The following is a 16,786-nucleotide window of genomic DNA, read 5'->3' on the forward strand; positions in this document are numbered from 1 at the left end:
TCAGGTCTTCGCCCCTGCCAGGGCGAGGCCCAGGGTGTGTTCGTCGGCGTCGTCGCGGTTGTAGGAGGCCGAGATCCGTCCGTCGTACATCACCAGGATCCGGTCCGCCAGGCTGCGGATCTCGTCGAGTTCGGCCGAGACGAGGAGCACCGCGTGACCCGCGTCCCGGTAGGCGATCAGCTGGTCGTGGATGTGGCGGACGGCGCCGATGTCCACCCCGCGTGTGGGTTGTTCCACCAGCAGCAGTGTTGCCTGGTGGGCGAGTTCGCGGCCGACCAGCAGCTTCTGGAGGTTGCCGCCGGACAGGGCGCCCGCCGGGATGTCGGGTGAGGGTGTCTTGATGCCGAAGCCTTCGATCAGGGCGCGGGCGTGGGCGCGCAGGGTTGCGGGGGTCAGCCGTCCGTGCCTGCCGGCGAGCCGTCGCCGGTGGTGGCCCATCGCCAGGTTCTCCGCGACGGAGGCGGCGGGTGCGGTGCCCACCGCCGCGCGGTCTTCCGGTACGTAGGCGAGGCCCGCCTCGCGGCGTGCGGCCGGCGAGGCGTGGGTGATGTCGCGGCCGGCGAGCTCGACCCGGCCGGCGTCGACGGGACGCAGCCCGGCGAGTGCCTCGATGAGCTCGCTCTGGCCGTTGCCCGCAACGCCGGCGATCCCGACGATCTCACCGGACCGTACCGTCAGGTCCACTGCGCGCACCCCGGATACGGAAAGCACCACCTCGCCGGGGACGCCGGGTGGGTGGACTCGGTCGAGCTCCACCTGGCGGCCGGTCATGGCTTCGGCGATCTCGGCCGCCGTGGTGTCGGAGGTACGCAGTCGGGCGGTGACCCGCCCGTCGCGCAGCACCGTGACGTTGTCGGTGCCCTCCAGCACCTCGTTCAGTTTGTGGGTGACGAGGATCACCGAACGCCCTTGCCTGGCGAGTGACTTGAGTACGGTGAAGAGCCCGGTGGCCTCGGCAGGCGTGAGGACGGCGGTCGGCTCGTCGAGGATCAGCACGCGGGCCCCGCGGTGGAGCAGTTTGAGGATCTCCACCCGCTGCCGCACCCCGACGGGCAGGGTCGCCACTCTGGCGTCCGGGTCGACCGGCAGCCCGTGTTCCTCGGCGAGGTCGCCGACCCGGCGGCGCGCGGCGCCGCGGTCGAGGAGGCCGAACCGGTTCGGCTCGGCGTGGAAGACGACGTTCTCGGCGACGGTCAGCGAGTCGAACAGCCGGAAGTTCTGGTGGACCATGCCGAGTCCGGCGGCGATCGCGTCGGCCGGGCCGGAGAAGTGGACCTCGCGGCCGTTCACGCGGATCGTGCCCGCGTCCGGCCGCTCCATCCCGTACAGGACGGACATGAGGGTGGACTTTCCGGCGCCGTTCTCTCCCATCAGGGCATGGATCTCGCCGTGCCGGACGCTGAGGTCGACCGCGTCGTTCGCGAGGGTTCCGGGGTAGCGCTTGGTGATGCCCGACAGTTCGACGGCCCGGCCTGCGGCACTACTTGGCGGCGGGGTCATCGACCTGCAGCTCCCCGGAGACGATCTGGTCGCGCAGCTGCCTGACCCGGTCGAGGACCGGGGCGTGCTGGGCGATGACGCACTGGGAGTCGGCGAGGCCCTGCTCCAGGCCGGTCAGGCTGATGCCGCCCTCCTTGAGCCCGTAGGAGAGGCTCTGGCCGCCCTTGCCTCCGATCGCCTGTTCAATGCCCTTCTCCACGACGACGTCGGTCTTCTTGATCACGTTGTCGACGACGGTGCCGGGCGCCGAAGCGCACTGGTTGACATCCACGCCGTACGCGAAGGCGCCCTTGGCCTTCGCCGCTTCGAAGACCCCGTAGTTGCCGGCGGCGGCGGCCGCCATGAGCTGGTCGGTGCCGCCCGAGATCAGGGAGCTCGCCTGCTCCTTGGCGCGGGCCGAGTCGTTGAAGGGCGACTGGCCGCCGACGAAGCGGGTGCTCGCCTCGCTCGCGGGCGCGGTCTTCTTCGCCCCGGCCGCGAACGGTTCGCTGTAGCGGCGGAACTGGGGTGTGTCGAGCACGTCCACCGCGCCGACCTTGCCGCTCCTGGTCAGCAGTCCGGCCTCGGCTCCGGCCAGGAAGACTCCTTCGTGTTCGCGGAAGACGGCGCAGCTCACGTTCGGGTAGGTCTGCTCGGTGCAGGCGTCGACGACCAGGAACCGCTGGTCCGGACGGGCCGGGGCCTGCTGGGCGACCAGGTCGGCGAATTCGAAGCCGACCAGGACGATCACCCGGGGCTTGGAGTCGACCGCGGCCTGGACGTTCTGTTGCCGGGTGGCCGCGTCGGTGGACTCGTACACCTTGGAGCTGCCGGAGTGCGCCTTCGCCGCGGCCTTCACGCCGGCCACGGAGAGCTTGAGGAACTCGTTCTGTCCCACGGCGTCCGGGGTGACGAGCGTGAACAGCGGGCCGCCGCTCTTGCCGCCTTCCTGTTCCTTCTTCGCCGCCGCGGCGTTGCAGCCGGTGGCGAACAGGGCTGCTCCCGCGACGGTGGCGGCGAGTCGAAGGGCTCGGGTACGGGATCTCCGGGACATGGAGGTGACCTTCCAGGACGGTAGGGGCGTACGGACGTACGGGGGCGCATGGGTACGGGGGTGCCGATGCAAGGGAGTACGGGCGTACGAGGGGTGCGCAAAGCCGGCAGCCGCACGGAGGCGAACGGCATGCGGGATACGTGAAATCGGCGTGAAATCAGACGAGTCGGCGAGGAGCTCGTCGGGCGCCGGGCGAGGGTGCGCTCAGCCGCGACAGAAGTCGCTGGCGCACCGGCCGTAGTCGAGGTAGCGGCGCATGGTCAGCAGCATGTGCGCTCTCCCCTCGGAATATATTGCAACAGATTGTTGAGGCAGGAGAGTAGCACTGGGGTTCGCGCGACCAGTCCTCCGTCTCAAACTGTGGTTCCCGGGCTCCTGTACGGTGACGCGCACCCCTCCCCCTGTCCCTCCCAGCCTTTGGAGTGCACTGCCATGACCCGGGAACTGCGTGCCGTCGAGTGGGTCGGTGACGGCCTCGCGCTGATCGACCAGACAGCCCTGCCCCACCGGAAGGAGGTGCTGCGCGTCACGGACGTGGACGCACTGGTGGACGCCATCCGACGGCTCGTGGTGCGCGGGGCCCCGGCGATCGGGGCGGCCGGAGCGTACGGCGTGGCCCTCGCGCTGCTGCAGGGCGAGCGCGAGGGCTGGAACCGTACGCGGATACGCGAGGAGGTCGCCCGGGTCCGGGCGGCCCGGCCCACAGCGGTGAACCTCGCCGTGTCCGTGGACCGGGTACTGGCACAGCTGGAGGAGGGCGTGACGGCGGTCCTGGCCGAGGCCGCCGCTGTGCAGCGCGAGGACGTGGAGGCCAATCACGCGCTGGGCGGGCACGGTGCGGACTGGCTGCTGAAGCGGCAGGGCGAGGACCGGCCGCTGCGCGTCCTGACCCACTGCAACACCGGTGCCCTCGCCACCGCGGGCTGGGGCACGGCGCTCGGGGTGATCCGTGAACTGCACGCCCGCGGGCGGCTCGAGACGGTGTACGCCGACGAGACGCGACCGCTCCTGCAGGGATCCAGGCTGACCGCCTGGGAGCTGGCCGAGGAAGGCATCGCGCACTACGTCCAGGCGGACGGAGCCGCGGCCGGAACCATTCTGCGCCGGGAGGTGGACGTCGCGGTGGTGGGCGCCGACCGGATCGCCGCGAACGGCGACACCGCGAACAAGGTCGGCACGGTCGGTATCGCGCTGGCCTGCGCTCATGCCGGCATCCCCTTCGTCGTGGCCGCCCCGACCACGACGGTGGACCTGGCGACCGCGAGCGGCGAGGACATCACCATCGAACTCCGCGGCGAGGAGGAGGTACTGGAGTGGGGCGGCATCCGCACCGCGCCGGCCGCCTCCCGTGGCCACAACCCGGCGTTCGACGTCACGCCGGGCAGCCTGGTGACGGCACTGGTCACCGAGCGGGGCGTACTGGAGGTGTCGGCGGGGGAACTGCCCTCGGACCACCTGACCTGACCCGGGGCACGCCAAAGCGGGGCGCCCCCGAACGGGGGCGCCCTCTGCGCTGCGGAGCGCTCGGCGCATCAGCCCGTGGCCAGCTCCAGTTCGAGGAGCCATTCCACGATCTCCGTGTGGTGGCGTGCCCGGCCCGGCGAATCGCCCCACGCGTACAGGCCGTGCCCCGCCACGACCACCGCGGGCATCCGCGGGTCCCGGGCGGCCTCCAGGCGGTCCCCGAGGACCCCCATGTCCTGGCTGTTCGCGATCACGGGCAGGGTGATCTCCTCCCCCTCCGCCGGGTGGCCGACCCCCTTGAGCATCTCCAGGTCCTTCAGGACGATGCCGCCCGGTTGCCTGCGCCCCATGAGCACGGAGGCGACGGTGTGCACGTGCACCACCGCGTTCGCGCCGGTCAGCCGGACCACCCTCGCGTGCAGTTCCGCTTCGGCGGACGGCCTGCCGCCGCCCACCGCCGCGCCCCGCTCGTCCACCAGCACCACGTCGGCCGGGGTCAGCTCACCCTTGTCGTGGCCGCTCGCCGTCACGGCCAGCCGGAACGGATCCCGGGAGAGGAGCACCGAGAGGTTGCCCGAGGTACCGCGCATCCAGCCGAAGGAGGCGAATCGTGCCGCCTCCGCCGCCAGCACCGCACCGGCCCGCTCCAGGTCGTAGCCCGCCGTCTTCATGCTCCGCTCCCCACCACTTCGATGTCCTCGAAGGTCCCGGCCCGTACGTGGCCCCGCGAACCCTCTTCGTAGTACGGCTCCCCCGGCCGTCGCACGCCCACCACACGCCAGCCCGCCGCCCGGGCGGCGTCGAGTTCGCTGCCGCGGTCGGAGAGGAACAACAGCCGCTCGGGCGCGATGCCCGTGTCCGCGGCGATCGCGCGGAAGGATCCGGCCAGGTGCTTCGGTCCCGCGTTCTCGGTGTCGTACCAACCGGTGACGAGCTCGCGCAGATCCCCCTCGGGGCTGTGCCCGAACCACGCCCGCTGCGCGGCGACCGACCCGGACGAGTACACGTACAGGCGGACGCCCTGGGCACGCCAGCGCCGCAGCGCGGGCACCACGTCGGCGAAGAAGTGCGAGACGAGCTCACCGCGCGCGAACCCCTCGGCCCACAGGACGCCCTGCAGGGTCTTCAGCGGTGTGGCCTTGCGGTCCTCGTCGAGCCAGGCGTTCAGGGTCTGCTCGATCCGGGCCGGGCCGGCATCCGGTTCCCCCAGTTCCGTCCGTACCTGGGCGAGGGCGCGGGCCACCGCCGGTTCCCCGGCCCGCTCGGCGAGCAGCACGCCGAACCGTTCGCGCGCGTACGGGTACAGCACGTCGACGACGAAGCCGGTGGCACTTGTGGTGCCCTCGATGTCCAGCACGACGGCTTCCACGGCGTGGCTCACGCCGCGTACCCCGCGGTGATCGTGTCGAAGTCGGGGAAGCGGTGGGAGAGCCCGCTGCCGGTGAAGGTGCCGATCCAGCCGTCCTCCTCGTGGAAGAAGCGGATCGCGGTGAAGGCGGGCCGGGTTCCCATGTCGAACCAGTGCGTGGTGCCCTTCGGTACGCCGAGGAGATCGCCCCGCTCGCACAGCACCGCATGGACCTCGGCGCCCACGTGCAGGTAGAAGATGCCGGAACCCGCGACGAAGAAGCGCACCTCGTCGTCGTCATCGTGCGTGTGTTCCTCCAGGAACTTCGCCCTTGCTGCCTTCGCCGTTTCGGCGAACCCGGGATCGTCGCCGGGGTGCAGCGCGACCACGTCGACGGTGGCGAAGCCCTCCTGCGCGGTCAATCGGTCGATCTCGGCCCGGTAGGCGGTGAGGACGGCGTCACCGACGGCGTCCGCCGGAACGTCCTCACGGACCGGCCAGCGCTCGTACCGGACCCCGATCGGAGCTAGTGCGGCCGTGATCTCGGCGGGGTCGGAGGTGCGGCGCACGACGGTCTCGGGGCCGGTCTCCGGCCAGGTCGTCAGCAGCGTCACGAAATGCTCCAGGGTGGGACGGGATGGCGGGGGCGGGCGTGCGGGCCCTGGCCCCGGGCCCGATTCTCGCCGCCCGTTGTTGCCACAGCGTGGCGGCCGTATGGCGGCCGCAACCGACCGGCCGGAGCCTGTGCGATCTCGTGAACAGGTGTGAGGCGTCGCGCCGTCACGGGGCGTGATGACGTTGGTGACGCCGATGGTCATCGGATCTCGTTGTCGGGATGCTGCGCGTCGTATGCCCGGCGGGCTTGGGCGATGGCGTCTCGGTGCTCGAGTGACCAGTCGGCCAGTGCCTTGACGAGGTGGGTCAGGCTTGTGCCGGTCACGGTGAGTCGGTAGTCGACCTGGGCAGGCACGGTGGGGTAGACGGTTCGCATCACCAGCCCGTCGCGTTCCAGCCGGCGCACGGTCAGCGTCAGCATCCGCTGGGAGATTCCGTCGATGGCGCGCTGGAGTTGCCGGAAGCGCCGCGTCCCGTTCGCAAGTTCGACGATCACGAGGACGGACCACTTGTCGCCCACGCGGTCGAGAACGTCGCGGATCCCGCAGTCGGGGTGGTCCGGCTGCCCGCACGGTTCCAGCCCTGCGGGGCCGGCAGTTACACCGGTGTGCCTCACTGACATGAATCTGCCTCCTTGTGGGCCGACCACGGCCGGTTCAGGATCGCCGTAGTTACTGAAGAGAACCACGGTAGGAGATCGAACCGCAATGATCATGGTGACCGGTGCGAACGGACAGCTTGCCTCCCTCACGCTCCAGGAGTTGGCCGACCGGAAGGTGCCCGCTCTGGGTGGCAGCCGAACCCCCGCCGACGGGCAGCGCCGACTGGACTTCGATGACCCCACCAGCCTGGACCTCGCCGGTGTGTCGACACTGGTCCTGGTCTCGGCCGGGTACGCGGAGGACGACCAGGTCATCACTCGTCACCGGGCCCTTCTCGACGCTGCGGTCCGGGACGGCGTCGCGCACGTGATCTACACCAGCCTGACCGGCGCCGGGGATCATCTCGGGTTCGCGCTCGCCCACCGCGCCACTGAGGACCTGGTCAAAGCCAGCGGTCTCGGGTGGACGCTCCTGCGCAACGGTCTCTACGCCGAGCTCTTCGGAGCGTTGTTGACGTGGACACCCGATGGCCTGGAGTCGGCTTTCGGCGATGGCGCTCTCTCTGCGGTGGCTCGGGCGGACCTGGCCGCAGCCGCAGCCATCGTTGCCAGCCACCCGACTGCGTACGCCGACAAGACCTACGACCTGGTCGGCGACCCGATCGCCGCCGCCGACGTCGCCGAACGTCTTGACGTCGCCCACCGACCGATCGGGCTCAGCGAGTACCGCGCCCGGCTCCTCGCGGACGACGCACTGCTGCCATTCCAGCCGCCGATGCTCGCCTCGATCGCCACCAGCGTCCGCCATGGGTTCCTCAGCAACTCCAGCCCCGACCTTGTGGGACTGCTCGACCGACCGCCCACCGATGCGCTGGCCGTTGCGGTGGACACCGCGGCTGCGATGCGTCCCGGCGCACGCTGACGCGGATGGTCCACCGCAACGCGCCGCGGCCCCTCGAAGGTCGTCGGCGGCCGGTCGAACGCTGCCCAACCCGTCCCCTCGCCCACGTGGCCCTCTCTCGTGCGTGCGCAGCGCAGCGGGTCAACGGCTACCGCCAGGACGGGGAGCTCGGCCCCCTGGATCGTCCCTCGGCCCCTCACCGCCAACCGACAGCGGTCTTCGCGGACGCCGTGCCACGGATCGAGGACCTGCGTCGCACGCAGAAGTGGTTCCCCCCGGATTGCCAGAGGAGAGGGCGGGACGGGTCCGGTTGGCCTGGGCGGAGGAGCAGTGGTTGGCTGCCGGCCTACCGGGCCGGGTCGCCGTCGCGGCGGCCTGTGGGTTGGAGGAGGCGTTCGATGCCGAGGCGGGTCATGAGGGCGGACTGCAGCTTGCGGGCGAGTTCGTCGAGCTGCTCGGCGCCGTCGTGGAGGACGTCCACCGGGGTGCGGAACGGCCGTGATCCCACCGGGAGACCCACCAGACGGACGACTGCCTCCGCGGTGGACCGGGGAGAAGAGCCCGGTGGGCTGAGTTCGCCGAGGCGGTCCATGATGTGCTGCTCGATGCCTTCGAGTTCGGTGTAGGCGGCTGCGGTGCCCGTGTCGGCGGGGCGCGTGGCCTCGGTGAAGTGGGCGGTGCCGCTGACGATGGCTCCCGGGACGACCATGACGACGCCGGTGCCGGCGCCGGTGACCAGGACCGTGAGGGAGGGCATGGGGCAGGGCTCCTTGGGCGGTGGGGGTCAGACGGCTCGTCGGTCTCCGGGGCCGGGTGGAGTGCAGAGCCAGCCGTTGACGGCGAAGCGGCTGTTGCGGGTCTCCTTGCCGGGGCAGGTGACGGTGCGTACCTCGTGCCATTTGTCGGGCAGGAAGAACACGATGCTGTCGTGCTCGGGGGGCCAGTCCTGCCAGGTCCGGTCCTGCCACGTCAGGGGTCGTCCGCCGGGGTGCAGTGAGGTCGCTCCGTCGTAGAGGCGCAGTGCGCCGCCTTCGAAGGGGCGTGGGGTGCGGTGCAGGTAGTAGACGAAGGTGAGCAGGCGCCTGGAGGCGAAGTCCTGGGGGCCGACGTCCTGGTGGGCGCGGTAGAAGTCGCCGTCGTTGTGGACGTTGAGCCCGTAGGAGACCTCGCTGTCCGGGCAGGAGACGCCGAGGGCGCGTTCGACTCCGGGGAGCACCTCGTCGATGGCCGCGAGGAGTTCCGGTGCGGTGAAGGTGCCGTCGGAGCGGGAGCGGCGGAAGTCGGGCACCACTTCCCCGTCCCGGATCGTCGAGGCGTCCAAGGCGCCGGCGGCGGATTCGCAGGCCCTCTGGAGGAGGCGGTGGGAGACCTGGGGGCCGAGGAGGCCGGCGATGCGGCAGACCGTGTTGGGAAGCCTCCAGACGGCGTCCCGGTGCACCGCGGACCTGCGGTGGGGCTCGGTAGCGGAAGCGGTGGGTGCTGGCTGGGTCGTCATCGTCTTGGGTCCTGCTTCGGGAGTGTGGTGGACGACGGGGGCGGTGGCGCGGACGAGCCGGGTTGCCCGTGGGGCGGGGGATTCCCGCCCCACGGGGCCTCAGGTGCAGTAGGGGATGGGGGACTTGCCCGCGACGTACCGGGCGGGGACCCATCCGTGGTTGTCGGTGAGCCGGTACCAGAGGCTGTTGCCTCCGACCTGCTCGCCCTTCGTCTTGCACCGGAGTGCGAGGAGGGTGCCCGGGGAGACCTTGCCGAGGGCCTTGTGGGAGCTGCCGGGTCCGGATCGGATGGTCACAGGATCGTCCGAGATCACCTTCCCCTTGCCGCCGTGGTGGCCGTGCGAGCAGTTGCAGGTGCCCGGGTCGCCCTTGGGGCCGGCCGGACCCGCCGGGCCGGGGGCTCCGGTCGCGCCGGGGGTGCCTTGCGGGCCCGGCAGTCCGTCCTTGCCGGGCGTGCCGTCCGCTCCTGCGGGCCCCGGTGCGCCGTCGCTGCCGGTCGCGCCGGTGGGCCCGGGGGTACCGGTCGGGCCCTGTTCACCCGGAGCGCCCGGTGTGCCGTCCTGGCCGGAGGGGCCGGGTGCGCCGTCGCTGCCGGTCTGTCCGACCGGGCCGCGGGGGCCGGTTTGCCCGGGGGCACCGGGCAGGCCGTCCTTGCCCGGCGCACCGGGGGCGCCGTCCGCTCCGGTCACCCCCGGCTGGCCCTGTTCGCCCGGGACGCCCGGCGAGCCGTCCGTGCCCGGGGGGCCGGGTACGGGGGTGGCCACCGCGAAGGAGACGGGTGAGTCGGGGTACCCGGAGTCGATGGCCCATTCGCCGTTCTCCAGGGTGACTCCGTCGGGGGCCGCGGCGTCGACCGTCAGTGCCACCGACAGGCGGGTGCGCGCGTTCGCCGGGAAGACGGGTTCGTTGCCGGCCGCAGCGGTGCACGTCAGGAGCCGGTTGGCGTTCGACAGCGTGCACGGCATGGTGCCGGCCACGCCGTCGACGTAGTACTGGTTCGTGGTGAAGGTCGTCTGGTCGGGTGCCGTCACGCGGAACGCGGAGATCGGCGCGGCCCCCGCTCCGTTCGTACCGATGACGGTGGCCTGGCCCGACTGACCCGGCTGGATCAGCGGGACGTACGGCTGGTCGAAGCGCATGGTCGCGGCGTCCGCGAACGCGGGAGCGAGTGGAGCGGCCATCGTGCCGGTGACGAGCGCGACCACCATCACTGCGTACATGTGTTTTCGGGACATGACTCCTCTTTCGTACGGGGGCCGCCGCGTGCGGGCGGAACCGTGGGGTGGCTTCCGGGGACAGGGGTGTGGTGAACCGGCCGGCCTCAGGCTGGTGTGGGAGCCGGGTCTGCTGTGGCCGGACGCTCGGGCAGCGAGGTCGTGACCGTGACCAGCACGGTCGTGATCAGTCCGGTGAGCAGGACGGGAAGGGCACCGGTGGTGAAGGAGGCCAGGGCGACGGCGAGCGCGCCCGCCGCCCACAAGGCGTCGCGGAGTCCGCTCGGGGTGGCGCCGCGCTGGAGGAGCCGGAGGACGAGGAGGTAGACGGCCACGGGGAGGGTGTAGGCGGTGGCGGTGGCGATGTGGGTGGCTTCGGTGTGGCCGGTGGCGGCGGCGGTGTTCAGGGCGAGGCCGGCGCCGACCGCGGCCGCGGCGGCGAAGAGGGCGTAGTGGCCGTAGCCCCAGCGCATCGCGGCGGCCAGGGAGTGCAGCCGGTGGGGGGCGTTGTCGGTGAAGTAGAGCCACCACAGGGCGAAGACGGTGAGGACCCCGCCTGCGGAGAGCGCGGCGAGTGTGGCGAAGGAGGCTCCGCTGTCGAGGGCGCCGTGGACGGCGGCGGTGGCGGAGGTGATGGACTCGCCGAGGACGATGATGGTGAACAGGCCGTAGCGCTCGGCGATGTGGTGGGGGTGCCATGTGGTGCGCCCGGCCCGCTCGGCCCACAGCGGCACGGCCAGCTCGGCGACGGCCAGGACGAGGAAGGCGGGCAGGCCCGCGTTCTCCGGGAGGAACAGGCGTGCCACCCAGCCGGCCTGGACGATGAGGATGCCGGTCGCGTAGCGCAGGCAGGTCGGCCGGCGTTCGGGGTCGGTGCGGGCGGCGCGCAGCCATTGGGTGACCATGGCCAGGCGCATGATGACGTAGCCGATGGTGATGACGGTGAAGTCGTAGTCGGCGACGGCCGCCTGCGCTCCGGCGGCCATGACGAGGGCGCCGGTGATCTGGAGCAGGGTCAGCAGCCGGTAGGGGACGTCGTCGGTGTCGTAGGCCGAGGCGAACCAGGTGAAGTTCATCCAGGCCCACCAGATCGCGAAGAACACCAGGACGTAGCCGAGGACCCCGTGGCTGGTGTGACCCGCCGAGATCTCGTGTTCGAGGGCGATGGCGGCCTGGGCGACCGCGGCGACGAAGCACAGGTCGAAGAAGAGTTCCAGGTTCGTGGAGACGCGGTGCTGCTCGTCGCTGCGGCGCGCGGTCATCGGCCGGTACCAGGAGGATGCCGGCCTGGGGTTCGGGCTGGTCATGATGTCCCTCAGGCCTGTCCGGTTTCGAAGCGGCTGATCTTGCCGTCGGTGACGGTGAAGGACCAGCGGGTGCGCATGGCGCCCCAGGTGGTGTTGGTGTAGACGGCGGTGATGGTGCGGCCGTCGGGGCTTGCGGACTGGGGGTCCATGCGGCCCTGGGAGGTGAAGATCTCGCGGTCGGCCCACTGGGTCAGGTCGCGGTCGGTGCCGTCGTCGGACATGGTGGCGTCCAGGGTGAGGGCGGCGAAGAAGGCTTCGCGGTCGCCGGCGTTGACCGCGGCGACGAAGGCGGCGACAGCAAGGTCGTCGATGTGCGCGGACATCTGCTTCTCCAGGTTCAGAGCGGAAGCGGCGGGGCTGGGGCTGGGGGTGGACGGCTGCTTCGGCGTGCGGGAACGATGCGGTTCGCCGGTTCGCCGGTTCGCCGGTTCGTGCGGTAGTGGGTGCTGGGCGCCGGGGCGAGGCTGCCCGTATCGGTGGAGCTCTGACGATCCGCGGATCACCGGGTGGGGCCACTGGGCTGGGTGCCGTCGCCCCAAGGGTGGGTCGACGGGTGCCCGGCGAAGACCCCTGAGCGGGTCCTGCAGACGTGTGGAGGCCTTCCGCAGCACCCTGCTCAGGGTGGAGCCTCGCGGTTCCGGGCGGGAACCGGGCCGCCCGGAACCGTGAGGAGAGAAGGGGGCCGGTGATCAGGCCTTGTGCGGTGCCCGCTTGTCGTCGCCGCGATGACCGGGCTTGTCGGGCTTACCGGGCTTGTGGGGCTTGCCGGGCTTGTCCTCGCAGTCGTCGACCGGGATCGTGACCGTGCAGCCTCCCGGGGTGGCGCAGGTGCCGCCCTCCGCGGTCGGGGCGACGGTGTTGGCCAGGCTCTGGTCGCCGGTGGCCGGGTCGTTGACGGTCACCTGGTAGGTGATCGTCGCCGTGGCCCCGCCGACCAGGACGCCCGTCCAGTTCAGGTCGGTGCCCGTGACCTCGGCGGTGCCGGAGGTGGCGGTGACCGATCCGGGGACGAGGGTGGCGTCGTCGAGGATGCCGGAGAGGTCGTCGGTGAAGTCACCGTTGGCGACCGCGGTGCCGGTGTTGGTGACCTGCACCGTGTAGGTGATGGTGTCACCCGGGTTGACCGGCCCGGCGGTGGAGGCGGACTTGGCGATCGTGTAGGCGGGGTCCGGGCAGGTGCCGGCGTCCTGTCCGGAGGTTCCTCCGTAGAAGCCGTTCGTGGGGGTCGAGACGGTGGTGACCGGGAGCGGGTCCGTGGACGGCGCCGTGGGCAGGCTGGTCAGCTGGTAGATCGAACCCGCGGAACCGAACCCGTAGACCTGGTTCCCGGACTGGGCCGCGCCGAAGACCTGCGGCACGGTGCCGATCTGGGTGACGGTGTTGTCCGGGTGGATCCGGAACACCCCCGACGGAGTGCCGAACGGCGCTCCGGCCGGCGTGCCGAACGCGAGGATGTCGCCGTCGTCCAGGGCCAGGAAGTCACCCGCGGACACCCAGCCCGCAGGGAACGACGCCGAGAAGTTGCTGCTGACACCGGTGGCGGGGTCGATCACGTAGATCTGCGAGGTCGAGTACGAACCCGCCAGCAGCGTCCCGTCCGCACGCGCAGACAGCGCGTTGATGTTGCTGTACGGGGAGCCCGGGGTCGCGATCGCCGCGATCGGGCCGGTGATCGGGATGCTCGCGGTCTCCGCACCCGTCTCCGGATTGACGGTGTAGAGGGTCGTCGTGGTGAGGCTGCCGGGGAAGCCCACCCCGTACAGGGTCGAGCCGTCCCCGGTGAAGGCGATGTCGCCGTAGTCGTGCGCGAGCGCGACCGAGGACAGCTGGTTGCCTGCCGGGTCGTACTGGAACAGCCGCCGCGCGTCCCCTGCCGAGTTCGCCCAGATCGGGCCGGGCGGACAGACCGCCTTCGCCGACCGGGACGTACCCGATGCGGGGGCCTTCGGTCCGGACACCTGCTGCTGCTTGCCGACGGACGCGGTCGCTGCGACCGCCGTTCCCGCGCCCGTCGTCGCGAGCGTCAACGCAACGGCAGCGCCGATCAGCGCCCGCCGCATGCCGGACCTTCGGTCCTGAGTCATCCACTACTCCGATTAGTGTTTGAGGGTTTGCCGACTTCCCCCCCGGCTGCCTCGCCTCCCAGAGGGAAGGCCGGGCAGGCTCAGTCAGATCTAAACAGCGGACCAGATGATCCGATCATCGGCGCGCCCAAAGAATCGCAAGAATAGGTCCTGAAATATCCGCCAGCGGGTCAAGCGGTACCGGGAAACGGATCAAGCCGACACATCTGCACAGAAGCATCTACTTCACCAAACGGCTGTTGTGAAAGAATCCGTACAATAAGCGAAGGAAACATTTCCGCAAATTCGCGCCACGGATATGATCCTTCACGGGCGGCACGGAGGAATTCTCCACGCCAGGGCGACGCATCCCCACCACTTCAACTCTCTGACGAACCGCAGTGAGGGAGCGGCCTCGTTCCGGCGCAGATCCAGCCTCTTTGCCGATGACCCCCAGGCGGGCCAATCGAGTTGCCGGTCGATCCCGTCGGGTCGCCGACCGATGCGGCTACTGAGCAGGCCGAGTCGACCAGCGCTCGTCACGCTGTCGCTCAGACCGCCACTGAAGGAGCGCTCAGCCGCTTTCCGGTGGACAGGTTCCGGGATTCCCGGCACGCCGGTTTCACTGACGCGCCGACAGACACCGGATTGCGCTCGCCTCCTGGATATCCGCCGGATACCCGATGATCCACGAGGCCGTCGCAACTCCACACTCACCCCATCCAACGACTGAATGAAATCCGCGCCGACAGCGTGACGTCACCGCGCAGGAATTCACAGCGGGTACCGTGACCCCTGCCCCTCCCGAACCGTTTTCTTGTTCTCAGCTCCTTTTGCCCTGTGGGCCCCTGCGCAGAGAGAACTCGTGGAACTGCAAAGCCGCCTTCTCGCGGAGGACAACGTCCTCCTCGTCACCCTCCACACTCCGGCCACCACCGCACAGCGCGCCTTGCTGGCTCGCGAGATCGGCCTCCTCGCCCGCGAACACCGGCCGGACGCACTCGTCATCGCCCTGGGCCAGGCCGCCGGCACCCCGGCCGCGATCTCGGTGATCCTGCGCATCCACCGCTACCACCTCACCACCGGCATCCCCTTCGCGGCCGCCAGCCGCGTCCCGGCCGTCCGCCACCTCCTGAACGCCAACCAGCCCTCCCTGCCCGTCCACGCCAACACCAACACCGCGCTACGCACCGTCCGCACCCTCCTGCGCCGGCGATCGAACCCCAGGACCCCACAACCGCGCCCGGGTTCTCCGGCCGCCGCGCAGGCCGCCGACCAACTCGTCCGCGCAGCGTCCTCGTAGACGTCGATTCCCCTCCCGCCCGCCGGCGCCGATGGCCGCCGCCGGCGGAACCTGCCGCAAGCCCCGGATGCCGGGGCCCCGCTCCGCGGTTTCCTGGAGAACCTGTCGGCTTCCTCGGAGGAGACCTGTAGGGCTACGTCGACACCATGCTCGACGCCGACCGGTGCTACGGCTGTGCCTGCAGCCCGTGCGTTTTCCGGCGCCGGTAGGCGCGCTGGCGGCAGGCCGCGGTGCAGTACCGGCTGTCCGCGCGGCCGGTTGTGACGACCCGGCCGCAGCCGCCCTCGCAGGCAAGCCCCGAGCCGTGGTAGCCGTTACGGGTCCGCGTGAGGGATGTGCGGCAGGCCGGTGAGCACACCACGTGTTCCAGGAGCGGTTCGGCGCGGCGTACCAGCACCTGGCCGCAGGCCGCGCACGGCGTCGGCGCCATCACCTCGCCCCGCCCGACCAGATCACCCGACCAGGACGCCGTGGCGGTGGAGCGGGCGGCGGCCGGTCGGGGCAGCCCCGTGACCGGGTCCGGGGCGCCGGCCAGGTAGCAGGCCTCGCAGATCACCAGCCAGTCCCCCTGCCACGCCCAACGGTCCACCCGCACCGCGCCGGACACCAGAAACCCCACGGGCAGCAGAGGCTGCTCGCACATGGCACAAGAAGTCGTACGCACATCCGTCACGCTACCGTTCCTCCGCAGGACCGGAACGAAGCCCGGCATCTGGCGTCTTCCGCGCCGTCGTGGGTTGCACGTGTGGAATGCAGGCGGCGGGCCGCACCGTATCGGGCGAGTGCCTGCACCGACGCTTGCGGATTCGATGGGGCGGGAGTTCGCAAGAGCCAGGCGGGGGGCAGTGCGGGGCCCATGACGGACGGCCCCGCACCGAGTGGGGTCGGGGCCTGGTCAGCGGGTGGTGTAGCCGCCGTTGAGGAAGAGGGTCTGGCCGTTGGCCCACCAGCCGTCGGTGAGCATGTGGCGGACCCAGGGGACGATGTCCTCGATCTTGGTGAGGTCACCGTTCATCGCCGAGGACTTGTGGTACGCGACGGAGTCGTCGTCCTCCGCCGGGTAGAAGAAGGACGTGTCCATCGGCCCGGGGGCGATGTTGTTGACGGAGATGTTGCGTCCGAAGAGTTCCTTGGACAGGGCGCGGGTGAAGTGTTCGACGGGGGCCTTGCTGCCCGCGTAGGAGGAGTAGAGGCCGGTGTAGGCCGCGAGGAGCGAGGTGACGATGGTGATGATCTTGCCGCCGTCCTCCATGCGGCGTGCGGCCTCGCGCATCACGAAGAACGCGGCCTTGGAGTTGACCGCGAACATCTGGTCGTACTCCTCCTCGGTGATCTCGGTGAGGGGCTTCTTGAGGACCATGCCGGCGGTGTTGACGCTGTAGTCGAGCTTTCCGAAGCGGCGGACCACTTCGTCGAAGACCCGCTCGACCTCGGCGACCTTCGTCAGGTCGGCCTGGATGGCGAAGGCCTCGCCGGGGCCGGCGTTGATCTGCGCGACGACGTCCTCGGCCTTGGCGCGCGCGGAGTCGCTGTTGTAGTGGACGGCGACCTTGGCGCCCTCGGCTCCGATCGTCGTGCTGATCAGGCCGCCGAGGTTGCGGGACGCGCCGCCGACGAAGGCGACCTTCCCGGCGAGCGTCTTGTCAGGGGTCTGGACCATTGACTGTCTCCTAGGGACAGAGGAGCGGGACTTGGCCCCGGGGGCCCGCATGCCTCGTGTTCACGCGGGCGTGTACGGACACCGGGGGACATGGGTGAACGATCCGCGGATCGTTGGTGGGGACACGGCTCTGCCGCATGGCCCCCAGCCGGGGCCGATGCGGCAGAGCCGTGTGGGGAAAGGGCCCTGGGCCGGTCCTGAGGCCTCGGGAGCCGTTTTCAGGACCTGCCCAGGGCGGGCCTCCCGGTTCTCGCCGGGAACCGGACCGTCAACAACCGGGA

Annotated in this window: 17 protein-coding genes and 1 pseudogene; 4 read left to right on the top strand and 14 right to left on the bottom strand. The window is 70.8% G+C overall.

Annotated features, from left to right (window positions below; genetic code table 11):
* On the bottom strand, nucleotides 1–1,500 hold the full coding sequence (locus tag ACIPW5_RS06625) for an ABC transporter ATP-binding protein (protein WP_401241226.1): 1,500 nt from the start codon (nucleotides 1,498–1,500) through the stop codon (nucleotides 1–3).
* Entirely contained in the window at nucleotides 1,481–2,533 is a 1,053-nt protein-coding gene (locus ACIPW5_RS06630) for a BMP family ABC transporter substrate-binding protein (protein WP_401241229.1), read from the bottom strand. The genes ACIPW5_RS06625 and ACIPW5_RS06630 overlap by 20 nt, the downstream gene beginning before the upstream one ends.
* Before the next feature lie 432 nt (nucleotides 2,534–2,965).
* Here ACIPW5_RS06630 and mtnA point away from each other — a divergent pair, with 432 nt between their 5' ends.
* Complete coding sequence (mtnA, locus tag ACIPW5_RS06635; protein WP_401241232.1) at nucleotides 2,966–3,997, top strand: S-methyl-5-thioribose-1-phosphate isomerase; 1,032 nt, start codon at nucleotides 2,966–2,968, stop codon at nucleotides 3,995–3,997.
* A 68-nt stretch (nucleotides 3,998–4,065) separates the two neighbouring features.
* Here mtnA and mtnB read toward each other — a convergent pair whose 3' ends face one another.
* The 4 genes from mtnB to ACIPW5_RS06655 all read right to left on the bottom strand — a co-directional run bounded on the left by mtnB (nucleotide 4,066) and on the right by ACIPW5_RS06655 (nucleotide 6,582).
* Nucleotides 4,066–4,668, bottom strand: coding sequence for a methylthioribulose 1-phosphate dehydratase (mtnB, locus tag ACIPW5_RS06640; protein ID WP_401241235.1), 603 nt, complete (start codon nucleotides 4,666–4,668; stop codon nucleotides 4,066–4,068).
* Nucleotides 4,665–5,378 carry an acireductone synthase gene (gene mtnC / locus ACIPW5_RS06645; protein ID WP_401241238.1) on the bottom strand — a complete coding sequence of 238 codons (714 nt, stop codon included), beginning with the start codon at nucleotides 5,376–5,378 and terminating at the stop codon, nucleotides 4,665–4,667. The genes mtnB and mtnC overlap by 4 nt, the downstream gene beginning before the upstream one ends.
* A complete protein-coding gene (locus ACIPW5_RS06650; RefSeq protein ID WP_401241240.1) occupies nucleotides 5,375–5,959 on the bottom strand; it encodes a 1,2-dihydroxy-3-keto-5-methylthiopentene dioxygenase in 585 nt (194 codons plus the stop codon). Before ACIPW5_RS06650 ends, mtnC begins: the two co-directional genes overlap by 4 nt.
* A gap of 200 nt (nucleotides 5,960–6,159) precedes the next feature.
* On the bottom strand, nucleotides 6,160–6,582 hold the full coding sequence (locus ACIPW5_RS06655; protein ID WP_401241242.1) for a winged helix-turn-helix transcriptional regulator: 423 nt from the start codon (nucleotides 6,580–6,582) through the stop codon (nucleotides 6,160–6,162).
* Nucleotides 6,583–6,667: 85 nt separating this feature from the next.
* On the opposite strand from ACIPW5_RS06655, the gene ACIPW5_RS06660 reads away from it, so the two are divergent.
* Together ACIPW5_RS06660 and ACIPW5_RS06665 are read left to right on the top strand one after the other, a co-directional pair.
* Nucleotides 6,668–7,483, top strand: a complete 816-nt coding sequence (locus ACIPW5_RS06660) for an NAD(P)H-binding protein (RefSeq protein ID WP_401241245.1) — start codon at nucleotides 6,668–6,670, stop codon at nucleotides 7,481–7,483.
* A gap of 5 nt (nucleotides 7,484–7,488) precedes the next feature.
* Nucleotides 7,489–7,731: pseudogene (locus tag ACIPW5_RS06665) on the top strand (IS481 family transposase); the annotation flags it as partial.
* A 77-nt stretch (nucleotides 7,732–7,808) separates the two neighbouring features.
* On the opposite strand, the gene ACIPW5_RS06670 reads toward ACIPW5_RS06665, so the two are convergent.
* The 6 genes from ACIPW5_RS06670 to ACIPW5_RS06695 form a co-directional block, all read right to left on the bottom strand.
* Nucleotides 7,809–8,219, bottom strand: a complete 411-nt coding sequence (locus ACIPW5_RS06670) for a hypothetical protein (RefSeq protein WP_401241450.1) — start codon at nucleotides 8,217–8,219, stop codon at nucleotides 7,809–7,811.
* 27 nt (nucleotides 8,220–8,246) lie between these two features.
* Nucleotides 8,247–8,957, bottom strand: coding sequence for a 2OG-Fe(II) oxygenase (locus tag ACIPW5_RS06675; protein WP_401241247.1), 711 nt, complete (start codon nucleotides 8,955–8,957; stop codon nucleotides 8,247–8,249).
* 99 nt (nucleotides 8,958–9,056) lie between these two features.
* Nucleotides 9,057–10,193, bottom strand: coding sequence for an SH3 domain-containing protein (locus ACIPW5_RS06680; protein WP_401241250.1), 1,137 nt, complete (start codon nucleotides 10,191–10,193; stop codon nucleotides 9,057–9,059).
* A gap of 86 nt (nucleotides 10,194–10,279) precedes the next feature.
* On the bottom strand, nucleotides 10,280–11,479 hold the full coding sequence (locus tag ACIPW5_RS06685) for a low temperature requirement protein A (RefSeq protein WP_401241253.1): 1,200 nt from the start codon (nucleotides 11,477–11,479) through the stop codon (nucleotides 10,280–10,282).
* An 8-nt stretch (nucleotides 11,480–11,487) separates the two neighbouring features.
* The gene (locus ACIPW5_RS06690) at nucleotides 11,488–11,802 is read right to left on the bottom strand and encodes a nuclear transport factor 2 family protein (RefSeq protein WP_401241256.1); all 315 of its coding nucleotides are present in this window, start codon (nucleotides 11,800–11,802) and stop codon (nucleotides 11,488–11,490) included.
* A gap of 366 nt (nucleotides 11,803–12,168) precedes the next feature.
* Entirely contained in the window at nucleotides 12,169–13,563 is a 1,395-nt protein-coding gene (locus ACIPW5_RS06695) for a hypothetical protein (RefSeq protein WP_401241258.1), read from the bottom strand.
* Nucleotides 13,564–14,407: 844 nt separating this feature from the next.
* On the opposite strand from ACIPW5_RS06695, the gene ACIPW5_RS06700 reads away from it, so the two are divergent.
* Complete coding sequence (locus tag ACIPW5_RS06700; RefSeq protein WP_401241260.1) at nucleotides 14,408–14,845, top strand: hypothetical protein; 438 nt, start codon at nucleotides 14,408–14,410, stop codon at nucleotides 14,843–14,845.
* Between the two features lie 166 nt (nucleotides 14,846–15,011).
* Here ACIPW5_RS06700 and ACIPW5_RS06705 read toward each other — a convergent pair whose 3' ends face one another.
* Together ACIPW5_RS06705 and ACIPW5_RS06710 are read right to left on the bottom strand one after the other, a co-directional pair.
* Nucleotides 15,012–15,488 (bottom strand): hypothetical protein, encoded by a 477-nt coding sequence (locus ACIPW5_RS06705; protein WP_401241263.1) that lies wholly within the window; start codon nucleotides 15,486–15,488, stop codon nucleotides 15,012–15,014.
* 252 nt (nucleotides 15,489–15,740) lie between these two features.
* The gene (locus ACIPW5_RS06710) at nucleotides 15,741–16,505 is read right to left on the bottom strand and encodes an SDR family oxidoreductase (RefSeq protein WP_401241265.1); all 765 of its coding nucleotides are present in this window, start codon (nucleotides 16,503–16,505) and stop codon (nucleotides 15,741–15,743) included.
* Nucleotides 16,506–16,786: the final 281 nt, after the last annotated feature.

Origin of the sequence: Streptomyces sp. NPDC090077, assembly GCF_044747545.1 — a bacterium.
GTDB lineage: Bacteria > Actinomycetota > Actinomycetes > Streptomycetales > Streptomycetaceae > Streptomyces.

Bases quoted from the DNA above. Each gene is read 5' to 3' on its own strand.
- ACIPW5_RS06625 (WP_401241226.1), bottom strand. From the start codon at position 1,500: ATGACCCCGCCGCCAAGTAGTGCCGCAGGCCGGGCCGTCGAACTGTCG.
- ACIPW5_RS06630 (WP_401241229.1), bottom strand. From the start codon at position 2,533: ATGTCCCGGAGATCCCGTACCCGAGCCCTTCGACTCGCCGCCACCGTC.
- mtnA (WP_401241232.1), top strand. From the start codon at position 2,966: ATGACCCGGGAACTGCGTGCCGTCGAGTGGGTCGGTGACGGCCTCGCG.
- mtnB (WP_401241235.1), bottom strand. From the start codon at position 4,668: ATGAAGACGGCGGGCTACGACCTGGAGCGGGCCGGTGCGGTGCTGGCG.
- ACIPW5_RS06655 (WP_401241242.1), bottom strand. From the start codon at position 6,582: ATGTCAGTGAGGCACACCGGTGTAACTGCCGGCCCCGCAGGGCTGGAA.
- ACIPW5_RS06660 (WP_401241245.1), top strand. From the start codon at position 6,668: ATGATCATGGTGACCGGTGCGAACGGACAGCTTGCCTCCCTCACGCTC.
- ACIPW5_RS06670 (WP_401241450.1), bottom strand. From the start codon at position 8,219: ATGCCCTCCCTCACGGTCCTGGTCACCGGCGCCGGCACCGGCGTCGTC.
- ACIPW5_RS06675 (WP_401241247.1), bottom strand. From the start codon at position 8,957: ATGACGACCCAGCCAGCACCCACCGCTTCCGCTACCGAGCCCCACCGC.
- ACIPW5_RS06680 (WP_401241250.1), bottom strand. From the start codon at position 10,193: ATGTCCCGAAAACACATGTACGCAGTGATGGTGGTCGCGCTCGTCACC.
- ACIPW5_RS06685 (WP_401241253.1), bottom strand. From the start codon at position 11,479: ATGACCAGCCCGAACCCCAGGCCGGCATCCTCCTGGTACCGGCCGATG.
- ACIPW5_RS06690 (WP_401241256.1), bottom strand. From the start codon at position 11,802: ATGTCCGCGCACATCGACGACCTTGCTGTCGCCGCCTTCGTCGCCGCG.
- ACIPW5_RS06695 (WP_401241258.1), bottom strand. From the start codon at position 13,563: ATGACTCAGGACCGAAGGTCCGGCATGCGGCGGGCGCTGATCGGCGCT.
- ACIPW5_RS06705 (WP_401241263.1), bottom strand. From the start codon at position 15,488: ATGTGCGAGCAGCCTCTGCTGCCCGTGGGGTTTCTGGTGTCCGGCGCG.
- ACIPW5_RS06710 (WP_401241265.1), bottom strand. From the start codon at position 16,505: ATGGTCCAGACCCCTGACAAGACGCTCGCCGGGAAGGTCGCCTTCGTC.